Origin of the sequence: Phenylobacterium sp. 58.2.17 (genome assembly GCF_026411515.1) — a bacterium.
Lineage (GTDB): Bacteria > Pseudomonadota > Alphaproteobacteria > Caulobacterales > Caulobacteraceae > Phenylobacterium.
Genome location: NZ_JAPMTQ010000011.1, coordinates 97,282 through 116,678, shown reverse-complemented (window position 1 = coordinate 116,678; position 19,397 = coordinate 97,282). Strand labels below are relative to the sequence as shown.

Below are 19,397 nucleotides of genomic sequence, written 5' to 3'. Positions count from 1 at the left end.
CCCCCCCCCCCCCACTTATAACAACAACACGCCGAAAACCCAGATCATGAGGCTAGTCTGGTGGGCTCGGATTTGTTTATAAGAGACAGCCGCAAGCCGCCGGCCGCCCGCGCGTCGCCGTCGTCGGCGCCGGCATCGCCGGGGCCGCCGCCGCCCGCGCTCTGCGGATGCTCGGCTGCGATCCGGTCGTGATCGACGCCGAGGGACCAGGGGCCGGCGCCTCCGGCAACCCGGCCGCCCTGGTGACCCCGCGCCTCGACGCCGGCCTGGGACCGCTGGCCCGGCTGTTCGCCCAGGCCTTCGGCCGCGCGACGCGGCTCTACGATACTCTGCCCGGCGCCGTCCTGGCCCGCGGCGTGCTGCAGATCGCCGGCGGGGATCGCGACGTCGAGCGCTTCGACAGGATCGCCGCCAGCGACATCTTCGAGCCGGGAGCCTTGGAGCCGATCGACGCGGCGACCGCCGCCGTCCGCCTGGGCGAGCCGGCGCCCGGCCCCGCCCTCGACATGACCGCCGCCCTGGTCGTCGAGCCGGCGAGCATCCTGGCCGCCTGGACCGGCCCCGTTCGCCGCGCGCAGGTCGCCCGGCTCCGCCCCGGTCCCGGCGGCTGGACGCTGCTCGACGCCGCCGGCGGCACGATCCTGGAAGCCGAGGCGGTAATCCTGACGATAGGGCCTGCTACCGGCGGCTTGCTGGACGGGCTGCCGATAGCGCCCGTCCGCGGCCAGGCCAGTTGGACGGATGCAGCGACCGCGCCCCAGGCCGCCGCGTGGGGCGGCTACGCCGTCCCCACCCGCCAGGGCCTGCTGTTCGGCGCCACCCACGACCGCGGCGAGACCGGGACCGACCTGCGCCCGGGCGATCACGCGCGCAACCTCGCCGCCCTGGCCGCCGCCCTGCCCCGCCTCGCCGCGCGTGTTGGTGAGGCCGAACTGGATGGCCGCGCCTCAGTCCGCGCCACGACCCCCGACCACCTGCCGCTGGCCGGTCCGGCGCCGGACCTGGACGGCGTCTACGTCCTCGGAGGCCTTGGGGCGCGCGGCTTCTGCCTGGCGCCGCTGCTGGCCGAGCACGTCGCCGCCCAGGCGCTCGGCGCACCCTCGCCCCTGCCTGCGCCGCTGGCCGAGCTCGTCACGCCCGACCGATTCCGCAGGCGCGCCGCTCGCAAAGGTCGTAGCCTTGCAACCGAAACCGGCAAGGGAGAGTGACCATGATCAAGGCTTTCGTCGGCGTGACGGGCGCGTTCGCCCTGGCCGCCTGCACCACCCCGCCGGCGTCGGACGCCGCTGTCGCCGCCAGCAACTCGGCCCGCAGCTGCTTCTGGGCCGACAGCGCCAACGGCTTCAACGCCGTCGACGAACGCACGGTCTATGTCCGGGTCGGGGTTCGCGACGTCTACAAGCTCGACCTGTTCGCCCGCTGTCCCGACATCGACTGGAACCAGGCTATCGCCCTAGCGTCACGCGGCGGCAATTCGATCTGCTCGGGCCTCGATGCGACGATAATCACCAAGGGCCCGTTCGGGCCCCAGCGCTGCGAAGTGCGCACGGTGACCAAGCTGACCCCCGAGGAAGCCGCGGCCCTGCCGCCGAAATCCAAGCCCTGACACGAAAAAGCGGGCGCCGCCTTCGAGGGGGCGACGCCCGCAGTTCGGCTCTACGCGTCGCCGCGTCGGCCGGAGGCCCTGATCAGAAGCGCTTCTTCAGCGCCACTGCGTAGACGCGGCCCAGCGGGTTCCCGCTGCCCGGGTCGTAGTTGTACTGGGTGCCGATCGCGAACGGCGGGTCCTCGTCGAAGAGGTTCTGGACCGTCAGGGTCGCCGTCGTCTCCCACGGCAGTTCGACCCGATAGGTCAGGTCGTGCTGCCAGTACTCCGAGATCTTGATCGGCTTCTTCAGCGCCGCGGCCAGGGCGATGGAGTTGGTCTCCACCTGGGTGGTCGAGGAGATGAAGCGGGTCTGCCAGCGCAGGTTATGGATGCCGCTGGACCAGTTCAGGTAACCGTTCGCCCGCAGCTTGTTGTAGCCGGTGAACAGCGAGGCGCGGTAGGTGCCGGCCCTCTCCTGCACGCCCGCCGCGTTCGAGGGGAAGCCCTCGATCATGTAGGGCTCCTCGTCGAACTTCAGCAGGTAGGTCCCGTCGAAGCCGGCCGTGAACACGCCGCCCAGCACCTCGCCCACGTCCAGGTTGGCCTGGAAGTCGACGCCCGAGGTCTTCACCCCGCCGCCGTTGATGTACTGGGTGCGGTACGACAGGATGTTGGCGCGGCTGCACGCCCCGGTGAAGGTGAACCGGGCCTGGACCGCGGCATAGGCCGGGTTGCCGCAGTTGCCGGTCGCCGAACCGCCCGGGAACATCACGTTCAGCAAGTCGGCGGTGGCCTCCGAGGTCAGCGGATCCTCGAAATCGAAGTTCCAGTAGTCGAGCGTCGCCCGGAAGTTCGAGAAGCTGAAGGCCGCGCCGAGGTTGTAGGTGAACGCGGTCTCCGGCTCGAGGTCCGGATTGCCGTAGAGGTCGTTGGCCCGGTAGGTGCCGTTGGCGTTGGTCAGGTTACGCGTGAAATTGTCCGTGGTGATCGTCGCCGCCGGCGCCCGGTAGGTGGTGCCCACCGAGCCGCGCAGGGCCAGCCAGTCCACGACCTGCCAGCGCAGCGAAGCCTTCGGATTGAAGGTCTCGCCCTGGCTCTCATAGTACTCGTAGCGCCCGGCCAGGCTCAGCTCGATGTCCTCGGTGAACGGGATCTTGGTCTCGGCGAAGACCGAACTGATCTTCCGGTTCACGTCGTACGGACGCAGGTTGGCGTTGAACAGAAAAGGGCCGTTCGAGGTGGTCGGACAGTAGGGCGAGCCGTCGCCGTACGGCGCGGAATCGACGCACGGCGTAGCGTTGGCGTCGTAGTACACGTCCGGATCCTGGATCGTGCGGTCATAGCGGTACTGTGCGCCGGCCGCCCAGGCGACGTTGCCGCCGCCGAGGTCCCAGGGCAGTTCGCCGTTCACCACCAGGTCGGCGACGAACAGCTCGGACGAGATCTCGTTGCGCTGCTTCTCGTCCATCCAGGCGACCACCGCCCCGCGGTTGGCGGCCGCGTCGTTGAAGCCGGGGATGGTGCTGTTGACCACGTAGAACGGGTTGGGTCCCACCCGCGCCAGACTCTCGTCGAAGGCGTTGGTGAAGGGGTTGAAGTAGAAGCAGCCCATGGCCGCGTTGCCGGCGTTGGTCGTGAAGTTGTTGGTTTCCGCCGCCGTGCACTGGTCGGCGTTGCCGTCGCGGCTGCCGAACCCGCGCAGGGCCAGCTGCAGCCGGTTAACCGACAGATCCTCGAGGTTATAGTTGTAGTCCTGCTTCTGGTAGGTCATCGCCAGGTCGAAGCCGATGCCGTTCTCGAACTGGCCCTTGAAGCCGCCCGACACCCGCGCGGTGTCGACCTTGTAGGTGTAGTGGGCGTGCTCGTCGTCGGTGTACGGGTTGCCGGCGAAGCCGATCGGCCGCCAGATGCTCTGACTCGCCGCCACGCCGTAGGCCGCCGCACTGGCCATGCCAGCCTGCGCCATCGCCAGGCCGGCCGCGCAACTGGCCGCATCCACGCCGTAGGGCAGGTTCGGTCCGGCGCAGTTGGCCGTGCTGATCTGCGAGATCAAGGCCTGCAGGCCCGGGTTGGTGTTGGGGATGTAGAACCGCGACTGCTCGCCGGTGCCGGTGGCCGGGATCGGCGACACGCCGCCGCCGGGCGAGGCGCCCGAAGCCAGCTGCGGGGCCGGGAACTGGTTCGGCCCGGTTACGGCCCAGCTCTGCAGCGGGGTCTCGTGCATGGCGTACAGCACTTCGATGTTGGCGGTGATGTTGTCCGTCACGTCGAAGTTGAACTTGCCGTAGGCCTGGTAGTGATGCTCGTCCTCCACCAGGTTGTCGAAGCTCGTATATTGGAAGTTGCAGACGCCCGAGTTCGGTACGACCGCCCGCGCCCCGATCAGGGTCGTCAGGCTGTAGGGCGCCCCGCCGTTGGCCGCGCAGCCGATGTCCGGCAACGTCCCGGCGAAGTTGGCCGACGTGAAGCCGCTGGTCGGAGAGCCGACCGGCGCGGTCAGCGCATAGTTGTAGCCGCCGGGGTTGCCGGTGCCGGCCCAGCCGCCGAGCGGGTTCTCCAGGAAGCCATCGACGCCGGTGCGGATCGCCCATTCACGCTCGAAGATCGGCATTTCTGAGCGGGCGCGATAGCCGAGGGTGATCAGGGCGTCGGCGTTGTCCCACTTCTTGCCCCAGGCCAGCGAGGCCTCGTAGTCGCCGTTCGAACCGTCGATGAACTGGTACTGGCCGCTGACCTCGAAGCCGTCGAGATCGGTGCGGGTGATGAAGTTCACGACGCCGCCGATGGCGTCCGAGCCGTAGGTGGCGGCCGCGCCGTCCTTCAGCACCTCGACCCGGCCGATCGCCGCTGACGGCAGCAGGTTGATGTCGACCGAGTTCAGGCCCTGCGGCGAAACCGGCACCCGCCGGCCGTTGAACAGCACCAGGGTGCGCGCGCCCGTGACCGTCGAATTCAGACTGCGCAGGTTGACCGTCGCTGCGCCCGACCCCGAGCCGAAGCGGTTGTTCTCGCCGATCACCGCCCCGGACGACGGGATGGTCTTGATGAACTGGACCATGGTCGGCGACCCGCGGGCCTCGAGCTCCTTGGAGCCGATGACGTCGACCGGCAGAGCCGCGTCTTCCGGAGTGCCGGCGATGAACGAGCCCGTCACCACCACCTCTTCGACGGTGGAGGCCTGGGCGTAGGCTGAACTGTTGGCTGAAATTGCCAGGACGACGGCCAGCAACGAGCCGCCGCAGAAATATCTGCTCTTTAACATAGGTTTCCTTCCCCCTCGAGAGCCGCCCCCATCTGATGCGGGGGCTTTTGACTCATGAGCAGAAAGATCATCGAACGGGCCCACCGGCCGCGCCACTATTTTTCAGCCCTGCAACATACTGTTGTCTTGAACCCGGCGGCGCCCGGCCCGCGGTAGTGAACGGCGTTCATAAACCCCTGATACAGCGCCAATTTTGCCGATCGAAGAACGCCGATCCCTTATGCCGCCTAGGTTTCGTAACGCTGCAGGCTGGCGCGCGGCGATCGCGGCCAAAACGGCCCGCGCTGGGCCGTAGAGAGCCCCCGTCAAGCTGACGTCACGGCAATTTGAGCCGTAACTGTTGCATGAATGGCCCGGATTTCGGGTGATCCGGGGGCCCCACAGTGACGCGTACCCCATACAAGACAAAACGCCGCCCCCTCTCGGGGACGGCGTCTGCCTACGCGTACTGAAGCTGAAGCCTAGAAGCGCTTCTTCACGGCCACCGCGAAGACGCGGCCCAGCGGGTTGGCGCTGGAGGGGTCGTAGTTGTACTGGGTGCCGATCGCGAACGGCGGCTCTTCGTCGAAGATATTCTGCACGGTCGCGGTCAAGGTGGTGTCCCACGGCAGTTCGGCCCGATAGGTCAGGTCGTGCTGCCAGTATTCCGGGATCTTGGTCGTGGTCTTGGTGGCGATCGCCAGACCGATCGAGTTGCTCTCGACTTGGTTGACCGAGCTGATGAAGCGAGTCTGCCAACGCAGGTTGTGGATGCCGCTCGACCAGTTGACGTAGGCGTTGGCCCGCAGCCGGTTGTAGCCGGTGAAGATCGACGCGCGGTAGGTGCCCGCCCGTTCCTGGGTGCCGCGGGCCGGAGCCGGGACGCCTTCGATCAGGTAGGGGTCTTCGTCGTACTGGATCAGGTAGGTGCCGTCGAAGCCGGTGGTCAGCTGACCGTCGAACAGGTCGCCGACGTCGAGGCTGGCCTGGAAGTCGACGCCCGACGTCTTCACCTTGCCGCCGTTGATGTACTGCGTGCGGTACGACTGGACGTTGGCGCGGCCGCAGCCCAGGTCGGTGAAGGTGAAGCGCGAACGCAGCGCCACATAGGCCGGGTCCGTGCTGGTGCAGACGTTCGCGCCCGTCGACGGGAACGCGGCGGCCAGCATGTCGGTGGCGCTTTCGAGGATCAGCTGATCTTCGAAGTCGAAGCTCCAGTAGTCGACCGTGGCGCGGAACGCCCCGATCTTGGCCATCGCGCCGACGCTGTAGGTGAAGGCGGTTTCCGGATCGAGGTCCGGGTTGCCGTACTGGTCGTTGGCGCGCCATGTGCCGTTGGCGTTGGTCAGACCGCGGGTGAAGTTCGTGGTCGTGATGATCGCCGACGGGGCGCGGTAGGTGGTGCCGACCGACCCGCGCAGGGCCAGCCAGTCCAGGGCCTGCCAGCGCAGCGAAGCCTTCGGATTGAAGGTCTCGCCCTGGCCCGCATAGTACTCGTAACGGGCAGCCAGGGTCAGTTCGAGGTCGTCGGTGATCGGCAGCAGGGTCTCGGCGAAGACCGAGCTGATCTCACGCGAGACGTCGTACTGGGCCAGGTTGGCGTTGAACAGGTACGGCCCGGTGGGCACCAGGCAGTAGGGCTGTCCGTCGCCGAACGGCGGGGAGTCGACGCAAGGCGTGGCGTTGACGTCGTGGAGGATTTCCGGGTTCTGCTTGTACTGGTCGTAGCGGTACTGGGCGCCGGCGGCCCACTTCACCGCACCGCCGCCCAGCTCCCACGGCAGGTCGCCGTTCAGGACAATGTCGGCGACGAACAGGCGGGTCGACATCTTGTTGACCAGCCGCTCATCCATCCAGTCGACCACCTCGTTGCGGGCGGCGACGGCGTCATTGAAGCCCGGGATGGCGCTCGAGCCGACATAGAACGGGTTGGCCGGGACGTCCGACAGGCTCTGATCGAAGCCGTTCGAGAACGGGTTGAAGTAGTAGCAGCCCATCGCCGCGTTGCCGGCGTTGTTCTGCCAGTTGTTGGTCTCGGCCGCGGTGCACTGGTCGGCGGCGCCGGCCCGGCTGGCGAAGCCGCGCAGGCCCTGTTGCAGGCGGTTGACCGACAGGTCTTCCTGAACGCGGGTGTAGTCCTGCTGCTGATAGGTCAGCGCGCCGTCCCAGTTGATCCCGAACGGCAGCTCGCCCTTGAAGCCGCCCGACACGCGGAAGGTGTCGACCTTGTAGGAATAGTGGGCGTGCTTGTCTTCGGTGTACGGGTTGCCGCCGAAGCCGATCGGACGCCAGGCCGTCTGGCTGGCCGCCACGCCGTTGGTCGCCGCCGTGGCCACCGCCGTGCGCGCCGCGTTCAGCGCCGTCTGGCAGCTGGCCGCGTCGATTCCGTAGGGCAGCACCGAACCGTTACAGTTAGCGCTGTTGACCTGGTTGACCAGGGCCATCAGGCCCGGGTTGCTCGCCGGAATGTAGAAGCGGCCCTGGTCGGACGGGCTGAGCGCCGGGATCGGCGAGGTGCCGCCGGCCGACAGCGGGGTCGGGAACTGATTCGGCCCGGTCACCGCCCAGCTCTGGTTGGGCGTGTCGTGCATGGCGTAGAGCACTTCCACATTGGCCGACAGGGTGTCGGTGATGTCGAAGTTGAACTTGCCGTAGGCCTGGAAGTGCTCTTCTTCCTCAACCAGGTTGTCGAACACTGTGTACTGGAACTGGCAGGAGTTGGCGTCGGGATTGAGCTGACGCAGGCCGATCACGGCGGAGATGTTGTAGGGCGCGCCGCCGTTGGCCGCACAGCCGATGTCCGGCAGGCCGGCGCCCAGCGTCGCCGAGGTGAAGCCGGTGTTCGGGCTGCCCGCGAACGACGAGATGACATTGTACTGGCCGGGGTTGCCGGTGCTGGCCCAGCCGCCGAGCGGATTTTGCAGGAAGCCGTCGACGCCGGTGCGCAGCGCCCAGTCGCGCTCCTGGATCGGCAGTTGCGAACGGTGGCGATAGCCGAGCGTGATCAGGGCGTCGGCGTTGTCCCACTTCTTGCCCCAGGCGAGGTTGGCTTCGTAGTCGCCGTCCGAACCGTCGATGAACTGGTACTGTCCGCTGAACTCGAAGCCGTCGAGATCGGTGCGGGTGATGAAGTTTACGACGCCGCCGATGGCGTCCGAGCCGTAGGTGGCGGCCGCGCCGTCCTTCAGCACCTCGACCCGGCCGATCGCGGCCGTCGGCAGCAGGTTCACGTCGACCGAGTTCAGGCTCTGCGGCGAGACCGGCACGCGCCGGCCGTTGAACAGCACCAGGGTCCGCGAGCCGGTCGTCGGCGAGTTGAGGTTGCGCAGGTTGATGGTCGCCGCGCCCGACCCCGAGCCGAAGCGGTTGTTTTCGCCGATCACCGCCCCGGACGACGGGATGGTCTTGATCAGCTGGACCATGGTGGGCGACCCGCGCGCCTCCATTTCCTTCGAACCGATGACATCGACCGGCAGGGCGGCGTCTTCAGGCGTCCCGGCGATGAATGAGCCGGTGACGACCACCTCCTCTACCGTGGCGCCGCCATCCTGGGCGGCGGCCGTACCCGACACGCCGAACGCCAGGGCGACGGCCAAAAGCGACCCGCCGCAGAAATATCTGCTCTTCAACATAAGTGTTTCCTTTCCCCCTCGGGCGCGCGCGGCGATTGAAATGCCGCGTTTATCTATGCCCGAGTATGGCGATCATCGACGCAGATGCGCCAAGACGCCAGTACGTTGTCGCCCTCATTGCAAACTTGAAATGCGGCACAGATCAGCGCATATTTTTGACATAACTGAGAGTTTTTGAAATCAACCACATACCGTCTTGAGTAAATTTTGATCACCCAGGAATAATACTTACTAAGATATTGGTTTTGCGTATTTTCTGGATTTTTGGACCAATCCAAACGACGCCCGGATCAAACCGGAGCTTCGAATAATTCGCTGCGCGCTAAAAACGCCGCCGCAGGACGCCCTCGGACGGGTGTGGCGCCGGCGCCGCGCCCATAGAAAAAGGCGCCGCGGGGGAAGCCCACGGCGCCTTCAGGTCACAATCGGAGCCGGCTGCAAGACTCAGCTCGCAGCCGTCCCGTGAGCGTCAGAACTTCTTTTTGACCGCCAACTTGTAGGTGCGGCCCAGTGCATTGCCGGTGAACGGGTCATAGTTCAGGTCGAGGCGGGCGAACGACGGCTCGGTGTCGAAGAGGTTGTCGATCGACACGTTGACCGTCACATCCCACGGCAGGAAGACGCGATAGTCGAGCTCGTGCACCCAGCTCTCATCGATCTTCGCCCCTTCAGGCTGGATCGCTCCATTGACCGGGTTCGCCGCGAAGATCGAGGCCCGCTGATCGACATAGGAGTCGATGTAGTTGACCGTCCAACGCAGGTTGTGCGCCCCGTGGGTGTACTCGGCATAGACCGAGCCCTTGAGCTGCGGCAGCGAGGTCGCAGTCAGCTGGTAGTTGAGGTAGCCGGCCGCATCGAACTCCTTCTCGACCGTCACGTCGCCGATCTTGAACGGGTCGACCTTGTATTCCAGCGTGTAGGTGACCGAGCCGCCGATCCGCAGATCGCCGCCCCAGACGTCGCCAGCGTCGTAGTCGGCGAGCACGTCGATGCCGGAGGTCTTCACGCCCGGACCGTTGGTCCAGTTGGTCCGCACCCGCGAGATCGTCGCGATGCTGCAAGCGCCCTGGAACACGAAGCGGGCCTGCAGATCGGCATAGGCCGCCTGGCCGCAGTTGGTCGAGAGACCACCCGGGAACATCGTGTTGACCATCGAGGCAGAGGGCTCGGCGACGATCGGGTTCTCGAAGTCGAAGTTCCAGTAGTCGACGCTGCCCTTGAAGTTGCCGACGTTGAGGATGGCCCCGACGCTGTAGGTGGTGGCCTTCTCCGGCTCCAGATCCGGGTTGCCGAAGATGTCGATGGCGCGGAAGGCGCCGCCGATGAACGACAGGGCCGTCACGCTCGACGTGGTCAGCTGGGTCAGCGGCGGACCGCGGAAGGTCGAACCAGCCGAGGCGCGGAACGCCAGGGCCTCCGTGGCCTGCCAGCGGACGGCGACCTTCGGATTGACGGTCGAACCGGTTTCGCCGCCGTAGTCCTCGTAACGGGCGGCCAGCTGGATCTGCAGGTCGTCGGTGACCGGCAGCGCCATTTCGGCGAACAGCGCGTAGACGTCGCCCTCGAGATCGGCCTCCTCGCCGGTGCCGAGGAACATCAGCGGCCCGTTGCGCACCGAGCACGAGGTCGAGCCGTTGAACGGCGTGTCGATGCAGGGGTTGGCGTCGATGTTGCTGAGGTCGTTGTACGACGAGGTGAACAGGCTGCGGCGGAACTGCGCCCCGGCCGCCCACCCGACCGCGCCGCCGCCCAGCTCCCAGCCGAGCTCGCCGTTGAACACTGCGTCGGCGACGAACAGCTTCGAAGACTGCTTGGTCGAGACCTCCTGGAAGAACCAGCGCACCAGCTCGGGATTATTGGCCAACGAGGCGTTGAAGCCCGGATTGGTCTGACCGGTGATGGTGTTGTTGGCGATCGCGTTGGAGAACGGGTTGAAATAGTAGCAGCCGAGCGCGGCGTTGCCGGCGTTGGTCGTGAAGTTGTTGGTTTCGGCCGCGGTACAGCCGCCGGCCGTGCCGTTGTTCAACGAACCATAGCCGCGCAGGGCCATCTGGAAGCGCGACACGATCGTGTCGTAGCCGGTCCGCACCCCGGTCTCCTGGCCGTAGGTCAGGGCGAAGTCATAGCCGATAGCGTCGTTGAACTGACCCTTGATGCCGCCGCTGACGCGGAAGGCGTCATAGTGACGGCGGCCTTCCGACGGCCCGTAATCGAAGGCTGGGTTGCCGCCGAAAGACAGCGGCCGATAGCGGACGCCGGGGATGTGGACGCCGGTCGCAAAGGCCGGGATCTGCGTCGGGTTGGCGTTGCGGTAGGCGATGAAGCCCGGGTTGCTGGCCGGGACGAAATAGCCGGCCAGCACCGAGGCCGGCAGTTGGCCGACGGTCGGATTGGTGTTGGCCGTCGGGGTCTGCAGCGCCAGGTAGGACGGCGAAGTCTTCCACTCCGGCACGTCGGTCTCGGAATAGAAGACCTCGACATGCAGTTGGGCGTTGTCGCCCAGGTCGGCGTTGGCTTCCCCGTAGAGCTGGAAGCGATCCTCTATCTCGACGAGGTTGTCGTAGGGGATGAAGTTGAAGAAGCAGGCCGGCAGCGCGCCGCCCTGGACCACCCCGCCCAGCGCGCCGCAGCCGTTGTCGAGCGCGAAGCCCGCCGCCGGAATGAAGGCGCCCGTAGCCGGGTTGTTGGTGACCGGCAGGAACGGCGCGACGGCGTTGCCCGCCGACCAGCCGCCTTCCGGGTTGTTGAAGTAGGACTGGGCCGCCCAGTCGCGTTCGGTGGTCGGCAGCTCCGAGCGATGCTGGTAGCCGGCGCTCAGCAGGACGTTGCCGTTCTCCCAGGTGTGGCCCCAGATGATGCTGCCGTCATAGTCGCCGTCGGACCCGTCGATGTAACGGTAGCTGCCGTTCAGCTCGAGGCCTTCGAAGTCCTTGCGGGTGATGAAGTTCACGACCCCGGCGATGGCGTCCGAGCCGTAGGTGGCGGCCGCGCCGTCCTTCAGCACCTCGATCCGGCCGACCGCGGCCGAAGGAATGATGTTGGTGTCGACGATCCCCGCGCCGCCTTGGCCGAACGGGTTCGGCGCCATGCGGTGGCCGTTGATCAGCACCAGGGTGCGCTGGGCCCCCAGGCCCCGCAGGTTGACCGAGCCCGAACCTTCCGAGCCCTGGGCCCGCGGGTCGAACTGGTTGGTGTCGCCCAGCACGCCGCTGGAGACCGGCAGCGCCTTCAGAAGTTCGACGGTGCTCGGCGAGCCCTGTTTGGCCAGGTCGTCGGCGCCGATCACGTCCACGGGCAGAGCCGCGTCCTCGGGCGTGCCGCGAATGAAGGACCCGGTGACCACCACCTCCTCGACGGTGCTGGCCTGTTGGGCATAGGCCTGGCCGCCGAGGGCCAGAGCGACGGCCATGACTGAGCCGCCGCAGAGATACCTGCTCTTCAACATCATTTTCCTCCCCCTCGACGGACGCCGTTTTCGATCTGACGCGATGGTCGCCCGTGGGTGAGAGGATCAGACGCGAGTTCGCAGCCCCCGCGCTAGGTGAATTTTGCAGCCTCGCAATAAAGCATTCGAACTGCGTTCAAATCGCAACACCGTTATTCGGCAAGGTTTTTTGACATCCGACAACAAAACTGGGCCCTTCGCACGGGTTGACGCAGCGTCCCATGGACATCGGCTTCGACCCGGACCAGGTCCTCGGGGTTTCGCCCCATAGGCGCGGCCCGAGGGCTTCGCTCTACTGCGCCCATGAGGTGGGCGCCATTCTCGCATGAAGTACGGCTGACCGCGGCCCTGGGGGTCGCCCTGGGCGCCGCCAGCGGCGCGGCGCAGGCTCAGGAGCTCCGTGTCGGGGCCGGGTATTCGCCGCACGGGCCGGAAGAGGGCGCCTCGGTGATCGTCGAGTACCTGTTCCCGCCGGTCCAGGCCCTCAAGGCGGTCGGGACGCCGCGGCCGTTCCTCAGCACCCAGCTGAGCCTCGACGGCTATACCAACTACGCTCAGGGCGGACTGATCTGGCGGTTCGAGCGCCAGCAGGCCTATCTGGACCTGGGGGCCGGCGTGGCGGTGCACGACGGCTCGCTCTACCTGGCGCGCCCCGAGCCCGGCCAGCCGCATGAAGAGAACCTGCGCCGGCGGGCGGCGCGGGACGAATATATCGAGTTCGACAAGCGTTGGGTGTTCCACGCCACGTTCGCGGTCGGCTACCGGCTCAATGAGCGCTGGGCGGTCGAGTTCGAGGGCCAGCACTGGAGCAACGGCCAGTTCGGCAGCGACACCCACGACGGGGTCGACAGCCTGGGCCTGCGGGCCGCCTATCGCTTCTGACCGCGGACAGGCGTTCGCCGCGCAGCAGCTAGGCGGCAAGGGCTTGGAGCTAGCTTGTCAGGAGGATGGTGGACGTGACAGGGATTGAACCTGTGACCCCCTCGATGTCAACGAGGTGCTCTCCCGCTGAGCTACACGTCCGAACCAGTCGGCTCCCTTTCGGGAACGGGAGGCGGCGGTATAGCGGCGAGGGCCAGCTTACGCAAGCGCCCAAAACCGCATTTTCACACCTTATGCGGCGGCCATCATCCGCTCCACCTCGGAGACGATCTCGCGCAGGTGGATCGGCTTGGACAGCACCTTGGCGCCGGGAGGGGCGCTCTCGCCCGCGGCCAGGGCCACGGCGGCGAATCCGGTGATGAACATGATGCGCAGACCCGGGTGCCGGGCCGCGGCTAGACGCGCCACTTCGATCCCGTCCATGCCTGGCATGACGATGTCGGTCAGCAGCAGGTCCCAGTCCTGGTCGAGCACCGCGGCGGCTTCCTCGCCGTCGGCGCAGGAGGTCACCTCATAGCCGGCCCGCTCCAGGGCGCGGGACAGGAAGCCGCGCAGCGAGTCGTCGTCTTCGGCGAGGAGAATTCGGGGCATGGGAGCTCGCAAGGCGTAGTCGTAAGGCTCCATATTAGCTGGGCAGACGTAAATCGCCGATGAACCCGCCCCCAAAAGGCTCTGGGCGCTCCGGGGCCCGCGCGCGGCGTGCGATCTGTTTGACCCGCGCGGAGACGCACCGTCATATGGCGGCGATGAACGCCTGGGAGCCCCTCGCCGCCGATCGTCCAGCCCCGGCGCTCGCCCCCTTCGAGGTGCGGCGTGCAGCGGCCGACGGCGCCCCTGCGCCGACCCCCCTGGTGTTCGCCTCGCCGCACTCCGGGCGGCTCTATCCCGACGACATGATGGCCGCCGCCGCGCTCGACGCCCTGGCCATTCGCCGCTCCGAGGACGCCTTTGTCGACGAGCTGATCAGTTCGGGCCCGGCCCAGGGCGCGGCGCTGATCTGCGCCAACCTGGCGCGGGCCTATATCGACGTGAACCGCGAAGCGTTCGAGCTGGACCAGGCGATGTTCGCCGACGAGCTGCCGGACTTCGCTCGCGCCCGAACCGCCCGCGTCGCCGCCGGCCTGGGGGCCATCGCCCGCGTGGTTTCCGAAGGCCAGGAGATCTACGCCCGCAAGCTGACCTTCGCCGAGGCCCGCCGGCGGATCGACGGCGTTCACGCGCCCTATCACGCCGCCCTGGCGCGACTGCTGGGCGAGGCGCACGCGGCCCACGGCTATGCGATCCTGATCGACTGGCATTCGATGCCGGCCGCAGCCGCCAAGGCCGGCGGCCGCGACGGCCCCTGCGACATGGTGCTGGGCGACCGCTTCGGCGCCTCCTGCTCCAGCCTGGTGGCCCAGAAGGTCGAGCGAGAGCTGGAAGCCCGCGGCTACAAGGTGGCCCGCAACGCCCCCTATGCCGGCGGCTACACCACCGAGCACTACGGCCGCCCGAACCGGCGCACCCACGCCCTGCAGATCGAGATCAACCGCGGGATCTATCTGAACGAGGGCACGCTGGAGCCGACCAAGGGCTTCCAGCGGCTGAAGGCCGACCTCGACGAGGTCATCGCCGCGCTCGGCGCCGCCGACTGGTCGGGCCTGAATAGAGCTTAGGCCGGCCGGCGCGCGCGCATGGCCTGGTTGATCGTGCCGTCGTCGAGCCAGTCGAGCTCGCCGCCGACCGGCACCCCCCGCGCCAGCATGGTGACGCTCACCCCGGCCCCTTCGAGCCGTTCGGCCAGGTAATGGGCCGTGGTCTGGCCGTCGACCGTCGCCGGCAGCGCCAGGATGACCTCGCGCACCCCCGCATCGGCGGCGCGAGCGACCAGCGGCCCGATCCGCAGCGCCTCCGGGCCGACGCCGTCCAGCGCCGACAGCAAGCCGCCCAGCACGTGATAGCGGCCGCGGAAGGCGGCGGCTCGCTCCATGGCCCACAGCGCGCCGACCTCCTCGACCACGCAGATCAGCGCCCCGTCGCGCTGGGGGTCGGTGCAGATCGCGCAGGGGTCCTGGGTGTCCAGCGAGCCGCAGACGCCGCAGGTCTTCACCCGCGCGGCCGCCGTCGACAGGGCCTCCGACAGCGGCAGCAGCAGCTGGTCGCGCCGCTTCAGCAGCGCCAGGGCCGCACGCCGGGCCGAGCGCGGGCCGAGGCCCGGCAGCTTGGAGAGCAGTGAGATCAGCCGTTCGATCTCGGGGCCGGCGGATGCAGCCAAGTGAACTCCGTCCAGGATGGGCGCCAAGCCCGGAAAACGACACTCTGCCGCGAAGCAGCAACGCGGGGGAGGATGGAGATGCGGCCGTGACAGGACAAGAGGCGCCGCTCTCAGGCCTCGATATCGAACCCATCGCCGATCCTGACGTCGACGCCGTCGTCGCCCTGTGGCGCGCCTGCGGCCTGACCCGGCCTTGGAACGACCCGTACGCCGATATCGCCCTGGCTCGCCGCACCGCCAGCGCGACGGTCCTGGTCGGCCGGGCCGACGGCGAGATCACCGCGACGGCCATGGCCGGCTCCGACGGCCATCGCGGCTGGGTCTACTACGTGGCGGCCGCGCCTGACGCCCGAGGACGCGGCCACGGGCGCGCCATCATGCGCACGGCGGAGGCCTTCCTGAGGGCTCAAGGCGTGCAAAAGGTCGAACTGCTGGTGCGCGCCGACAACCTCTCCGCCCGCGACTTCTATGACCGGCTCGGCTACGTCACGGAGGAGGTCACGGTGATGAGCCGCCCGCTCGTCGACGCCCCCCATTCAGATGCCGAGGAAGCCGCTCCAAATGGTCGTTTCTGATCTTCCTCAAGTCGAGGGGGCGCAACTCGCCCTGATCTCCGGAAGCGCGGTCCCCGAACTGCAGGAACTGCTGGAGCGCTGCGCCGACTTCGAGGTGATGGTCACCGGCTCGCCGCCCGACGCGCACGCCGCCGCCGACCTGCTGGTCGAGGTCCCGCCGGAGCACGCGCTGCGCGACAAGCTGGTGATCGGGGTCTGGACGGACCAGGGACTGACGGCGGCCATCGACCTGCTGCGGGATTTTCCCGATCCGCACGCCTGGTATCTGGGGATGCTGCTGGTCGCGCCCGAAGCGCGCGGCCGCGGACTGGGCGCAGCCATTGTCGCGGCTCTACGGCCCTGGATCGTCGCCAAAGGCGGCTGGACGATCCGGCTGATCGTCCAGGAGCAGAACCCCGCCGCCCTGCGGTTCTGGAACCGTCAGGGGTTCGTCGAGGTCGGCGCGGCGGTCCAGGAGCTGGACGATCGCACCAACCAGGTGCGCCGCCTGGAACTGCGGCTCTGATCTAGAACTTCGGCCTAGAACTTCGGCATGCCCGGCAGGCCCATGGCCGCCAGCGGGCCGGCGGCCTCGCGCATCAGTTCGGACTGCTGGGCGTCGAGCTTACGCTTGGCGTCGGCGTGAGCAGCCACGATCAGGTCCGAGATCACCTCGCCCTCGCCCGGCGCCAGCAGGCTCTCGTCGAGCTCGACGCCGGCCATCTCGCCGGTGCCCTTCAGGGTCACCTTGACCATGCCGCCGCCGGAGGTGCCTTCGACCACGATCTCGGCGATGCGCGCCTGGGCGTCGGCCAGCTTCTGCTGCATGGCCTGGGCCTGCTTCATGATGGAGCCGAGGTCTTTCATCGCAATCTCACTCTTCGTCTTCGTCGTCTTCCGCGCCCTCGGTGACAGGCGCGACATCCGGCTGCGGCAGGTTGCGCACGCCGACAATCTCGGTCCCCGGGAAGGCCTGCATCACCGCCAACACGAAGGGATCGGCCTCAATCTCGGCGCGGACCTCCTGGGCCTCACGCTTCTGACGCTCCCAGGCGCTCTCGGTTCCGCCGCCGCCGCGCGCGGCGATCAGCCAGGGCTGGCCGGTCCACTCCTTGAGCCGCGCCACCAGGCGCTGGGCCAGGTTGTTCGGCGCGCCCTGGACGGGCTCGTACTCGATCGCCCCCTGGCGGAAGCTGATCGGGCGCACGAAGCGCTCGACGTCGAGCTGCAGGACGATGTCGCGCTTGTTCTTGATCAGCGTCAGGACGTCGGCGAACGAATTCAGGGTCGGAACCGCGTCGGCCTGCTCCTGCGGCGCAGCCATGACGCGCGCCTGCGCGGTCACGCCGCCGCCGCCCATCGCCGCAACGCCGCCGCCCCCACCGCCACCGCCGCCGCCAGGCGCAGGACCGCCCGGAAGCTGGTCGCCGGCCGCCAGGCGCTTGAGCGCCTCTTCCGGGCCCGGCAGGTCGGCGGCATAGGCCAGGCGGATCAGCGCCATGTCGCAGGCCGCAGCCGCGTCCGGGGCGCGGCGCACCTCCTCGTGGGCCTTCAGCAGCAATTGCCAGATGCGCGAGAGATTGCCGGCCGAGACCGAGGCGCCCACCGCCGCCAGCCGCGCGGCCTGCTCCTTGGGCAGGGTCAGGGCCTGCGGGCCGATCGCCTTGGCCACCGAGGCGCCGTGGGTGTGGTCCATCAGGTCCAGCATGATCTGGCCCGGCTCGGCGCCGAAATTGTAGAGCCCGCGGAAGGTCTCGACCGCCGGCCCGGCCTGGCCGCGCATCACCTGCTCGAACAGGCTGATGGTCTGGGCCCGGTCGGCCAGGCCCAGCATGTCGCGGATCGAGGCGGCGGTGACCGTCTGGCCGGCCTCGGCCTGGACGATCGCCTGGTCGAGCATCGACTGGGCGTCGCGCATCGAGCCTTCGGCGGCGCGCGCGATCAGCAGCATGCCCTCGGCCTCGACCCGCGCGCCCTCCTTCTCGGCGATCATCTCAAGGTTCTTGATGATCACGTCGGGCTCGACACGGCGCAGGTCGAAACGCTGGCAGCGCGACAGGATGGTCACCGGGACCTTGCGGATCTCAGTGGTCGCGAAGATGAACTTGGCGTGGGGCGGCGGCTCTTCGAGCGTCTTCAGGAGCGCGTTGAACGCCCCTGTCGAGAGCATGTGCACCTCGTCGATGATGTAGACCTTGTAGCGGGCCTCGACCGGGGCGTAGCGCACCCCATCCAGCAGCTCGCGCATGTCGTTGACGCCGGTGCGGCTGGCGGCGTCCAGTTCCAGCACGTCCATGTGCCGGCCCTCGATGATGGCGCGGCAATGCCGCCCCTCTTCCGAGAGATCGAGATTCGGCTCGTGGACGGTGTCGGTGTCGTAGTTGAGGGCCCGGGCCAGCAGGCGCGCGGTGGTGGTCTTTCCGACCCCGCGCACCCCGGTCAGCATAAAGGCGTGGGCGATCCGGCCGCTGGCGAAGGCGTTGCGCAGCGTGCGCACCATCGCCTCCTGGCCGTACAGGTCGGCGAAGGTGCGCGGGCGGTACTTGCGCGCGATGACGGTATAGGCGGCGGATTCTTCGGTCGGCGCAGGCGGCGGCGCCGCAGGCGCGCCGAACATGTCGCTCGTATTGGGGTCGCGCTCGAGAATCTCGGGTTCGTCGTCTTCTGCCATTGGCGCCCGAGGATGGAGGCTTGAGCCTTGTGGGGCTGGGTGGAGACCGAACGACGACCCGGAGCGAAACTCGTTGTGGCTGCTTCCTTCCGGACCTGACCAGGTTGGCGAGGCGTCCGCCCGTCGCCGATCTCCGCCCCCTATATCGCGACCTTGGCGCTCGCGCGCAAGCGCCAGCGCAGCTACAACTCCGCCCATGCCGCTTTCCGCCCATCAAAACACCTTCGCCGGCAACCCGCTGAACCGCGCCAGCGAAAGGCGCGGCGACGTTTCCTGGCTGGCCGAAAAACTTCTCGCCCAGGACTCGCTGGCCATCGCGCTCTGGAACGGCCAGCCGTTCGTAGAGACCGCTCCGGACGGCGGCGTGCAGATCGCCTACCTGCCCTCGCGCATGGCCGAGGACCTGGCGGGCGGGGCCGAACGCCTGCTGTTCATGGGCTTGTGGCAGGAGACCGCAGTCTTCGCCGTCGACCTCGAGGGCGGCCACGATCCGGCCGACGGCCCGCTGGCCGGGCTCGGGCGATTCGAGGACCTGCGGGCCATGGCCCTGCGGCTGCCAGCCACCGACGCGGCGATCATGGCCACCGCCAAGTCGATGTTCGAATGGCGGCGACGCCACCGGCACTGCTCGTCCTGCGGCGAACAGACCGACGTCGTCGACGGCGGCTGGAAGCGCGCCTGCCCGGCCTGCAAGGCCGAGCACTTCCCGCGCACCGACCCGGTGGTGATCATGCTGGCCGTCCACGGCGACCGCTGCATGCTCGGGCGTCAGGAGATCTGGCCGAAGGGGATGTTCTCGGCCCTGGCCGGCTTCCTGGAGCCCGGCGAATCTATCGAGGAGGCCTGCGCCCGCGAGCTGGAAGAAGAGGCGGGGCTGAAGACCCTGTCGGTCGAATACCACTCGACCCAGCCCTGGCCCTATCCGTCGTCGCTGATGATCGGGCTGATCGCCCAGGTGGCCAGCGACGAGGCGACCCCCGACCAGACCGAGCTGTCGGAAGTGCGCTGGTTCACCAAGGCCGAAGCCCGCGACGTGCTGGCCGGCAAGGTCGAGGGCACGTTCGCCCCCGGCGCCATGGCCATCGCCCACCAGCTGCTGAAGACCTGGGCCGAGAGCCCAGACTAGAAGT

The 19,397-nt window shown here is 68.0% G+C and carries 13 protein-coding genes, 1 tRNA gene, 1 other RNA gene and 1 pseudogene; 7 read left to right on the top strand and 9 right to left on the bottom strand.

The features are described 5' to 3' along the window. Positions 1–122: 122 nt before the first annotated feature. Together mnmC and OUA97_RS10175 are read left to right on the top strand one after the other, a co-directional pair. Positions 123–1,208: pseudogene (mnmC, locus tag OUA97_RS10180) on the top strand (FAD-dependent 5-carboxymethylaminomethyl-2-thiouridine(34) oxidoreductase MnmC); the annotation flags it as partial. Positions 1,209–1,210: 2 nt separating this feature from the next. Further along, positions 1,211–1,606, top strand: coding sequence for a DUF6491 family protein (locus tag OUA97_RS10175; protein WP_267231781.1), 396 nt, complete (start codon positions 1,211–1,213; stop codon positions 1,604–1,606). A gap of 82 nt (positions 1,607–1,688) precedes the next feature. Here OUA97_RS10175 and OUA97_RS10170 read toward each other — a convergent pair whose 3' ends face one another. From OUA97_RS10170 to OUA97_RS10160, 3 genes are all read right to left on the bottom strand, one after another. Continuing rightward, entirely contained in the window at positions 1,689–4,850 is a 3,162-nt protein-coding gene (locus OUA97_RS10170; RefSeq protein WP_267231780.1) for a TonB-dependent receptor domain-containing protein, read from the bottom strand. Between the two features lie 461 nt (positions 4,851–5,311). Next, on the bottom strand, positions 5,312–8,461 hold the full coding sequence (locus OUA97_RS10165) for a TonB-dependent receptor domain-containing protein (RefSeq protein ID WP_267231779.1): 3,150 nt from the start codon (positions 8,459–8,461) through the stop codon (positions 5,312–5,314). Between the two features lie 469 nt (positions 8,462–8,930). Further along, a complete protein-coding gene (locus tag OUA97_RS10160; protein ID WP_267231778.1) occupies positions 8,931–11,906 on the bottom strand; it encodes a TonB-dependent receptor domain-containing protein in 2,976 nt (991 codons plus the stop codon). A gap of 303 nt (positions 11,907–12,209) precedes the next feature. Between OUA97_RS10160 and OUA97_RS10155 the strand changes: the two genes are divergently transcribed. After that, positions 12,210–12,788, top strand: a complete 579-nt coding sequence (locus tag OUA97_RS10155) for an acyloxyacyl hydrolase (RefSeq protein ID WP_267231777.1) — start codon at positions 12,210–12,212, stop codon at positions 12,786–12,788. A gap of 66 nt (positions 12,789–12,854) precedes the next feature. Here OUA97_RS10155 and OUA97_RS10150 read toward each other — a convergent pair. After that, positions 12,855–12,929, bottom strand: a tRNA-Val gene (locus OUA97_RS10150). Positions 12,930–13,019: 90 nt separating this feature from the next. Beyond that, on the bottom strand, positions 13,020–13,379 hold the full coding sequence (gene cpdR / locus OUA97_RS10145; protein WP_056023153.1) for a cell cycle two-component system response regulator CpdR: 360 nt from the start codon (positions 13,377–13,379) through the stop codon (positions 13,020–13,022). A gap of 155 nt (positions 13,380–13,534) precedes the next feature. On the opposite strand from cpdR, the gene OUA97_RS10140 reads away from it, so the two are divergent. Further along, the gene (locus OUA97_RS10140; protein ID WP_267231785.1) at positions 13,535–14,443 is read left to right on the top strand and encodes an N-formylglutamate amidohydrolase; all 909 of its coding nucleotides are present in this window, start codon (positions 13,535–13,537) and stop codon (positions 14,441–14,443) included. Here OUA97_RS10140 and recR read toward each other — a convergent pair. Then, on the bottom strand, positions 14,440–15,042 hold the full coding sequence (gene recR, locus OUA97_RS10135; RefSeq protein ID WP_267231776.1) for a recombination mediator RecR: 603 nt from the start codon (positions 15,040–15,042) through the stop codon (positions 14,440–14,442). The genes OUA97_RS10140 and recR overlap by 4 nt on opposite strands. An 86-nt stretch (positions 15,043–15,128) precedes the next feature. Here recR and OUA97_RS10130 point away from each other — a divergent pair, with 86 nt between their 5' ends. Together OUA97_RS10130 and OUA97_RS10125 are read left to right on the top strand one after the other, a co-directional pair. Beyond that, the gene (locus OUA97_RS10130) at positions 15,129–15,617 is read left to right on the top strand and encodes a GNAT family acetyltransferase (RefSeq protein WP_267231775.1); all 489 of its coding nucleotides are present in this window, start codon (positions 15,129–15,131) and stop codon (positions 15,615–15,617) included. After that, entirely contained in the window at positions 15,604–16,122 is a 519-nt protein-coding gene (locus OUA97_RS10125) for a GNAT family N-acetyltransferase (protein ID WP_267231774.1), read from the top strand. Before OUA97_RS10130 ends, OUA97_RS10125 begins: the two co-directional genes overlap by 14 nt. 14 nt (positions 16,123–16,136) lie before the next feature. On the opposite strand, the gene OUA97_RS10120 is transcribed toward OUA97_RS10125, so the two are convergent. The 3 genes from OUA97_RS10120 to ffs all read right to left on the bottom strand — a co-directional run bounded on the left by OUA97_RS10120 (position 16,137) and on the right by ffs (position 18,403). Then, on the bottom strand, positions 16,137–16,463 hold the full coding sequence (locus OUA97_RS10120; protein ID WP_267231773.1) for a YbaB/EbfC family nucleoid-associated protein: 327 nt from the start codon (positions 16,461–16,463) through the stop codon (positions 16,137–16,139). A 7-nt stretch (positions 16,464–16,470) separates the two neighbouring features. Further along, positions 16,471–18,267 (bottom strand): DNA polymerase III subunit gamma/tau, encoded by a 1,797-nt coding sequence (locus tag OUA97_RS10115; protein ID WP_267231772.1) that lies wholly within the window; start codon positions 18,265–18,267, stop codon positions 16,471–16,473. 37 nt (positions 18,268–18,304) lie between these two features. Further along, positions 18,305–18,403: signal recognition particle sRNA small type (gene ffs, locus OUA97_RS10110), an RNA gene on the bottom strand. Between the two features lie 60 nt (positions 18,404–18,463). On the opposite strand from ffs, the gene nudC reads away from it, so the two are divergent. Continuing rightward, positions 18,464–19,393, top strand: coding sequence for an NAD(+) diphosphatase (gene nudC, locus OUA97_RS10105; protein ID WP_267231771.1), 930 nt, complete (start codon positions 18,464–18,466; stop codon positions 19,391–19,393). The last annotated feature ends 4 nt before the right edge of the window (positions 19,394–19,397 follow it).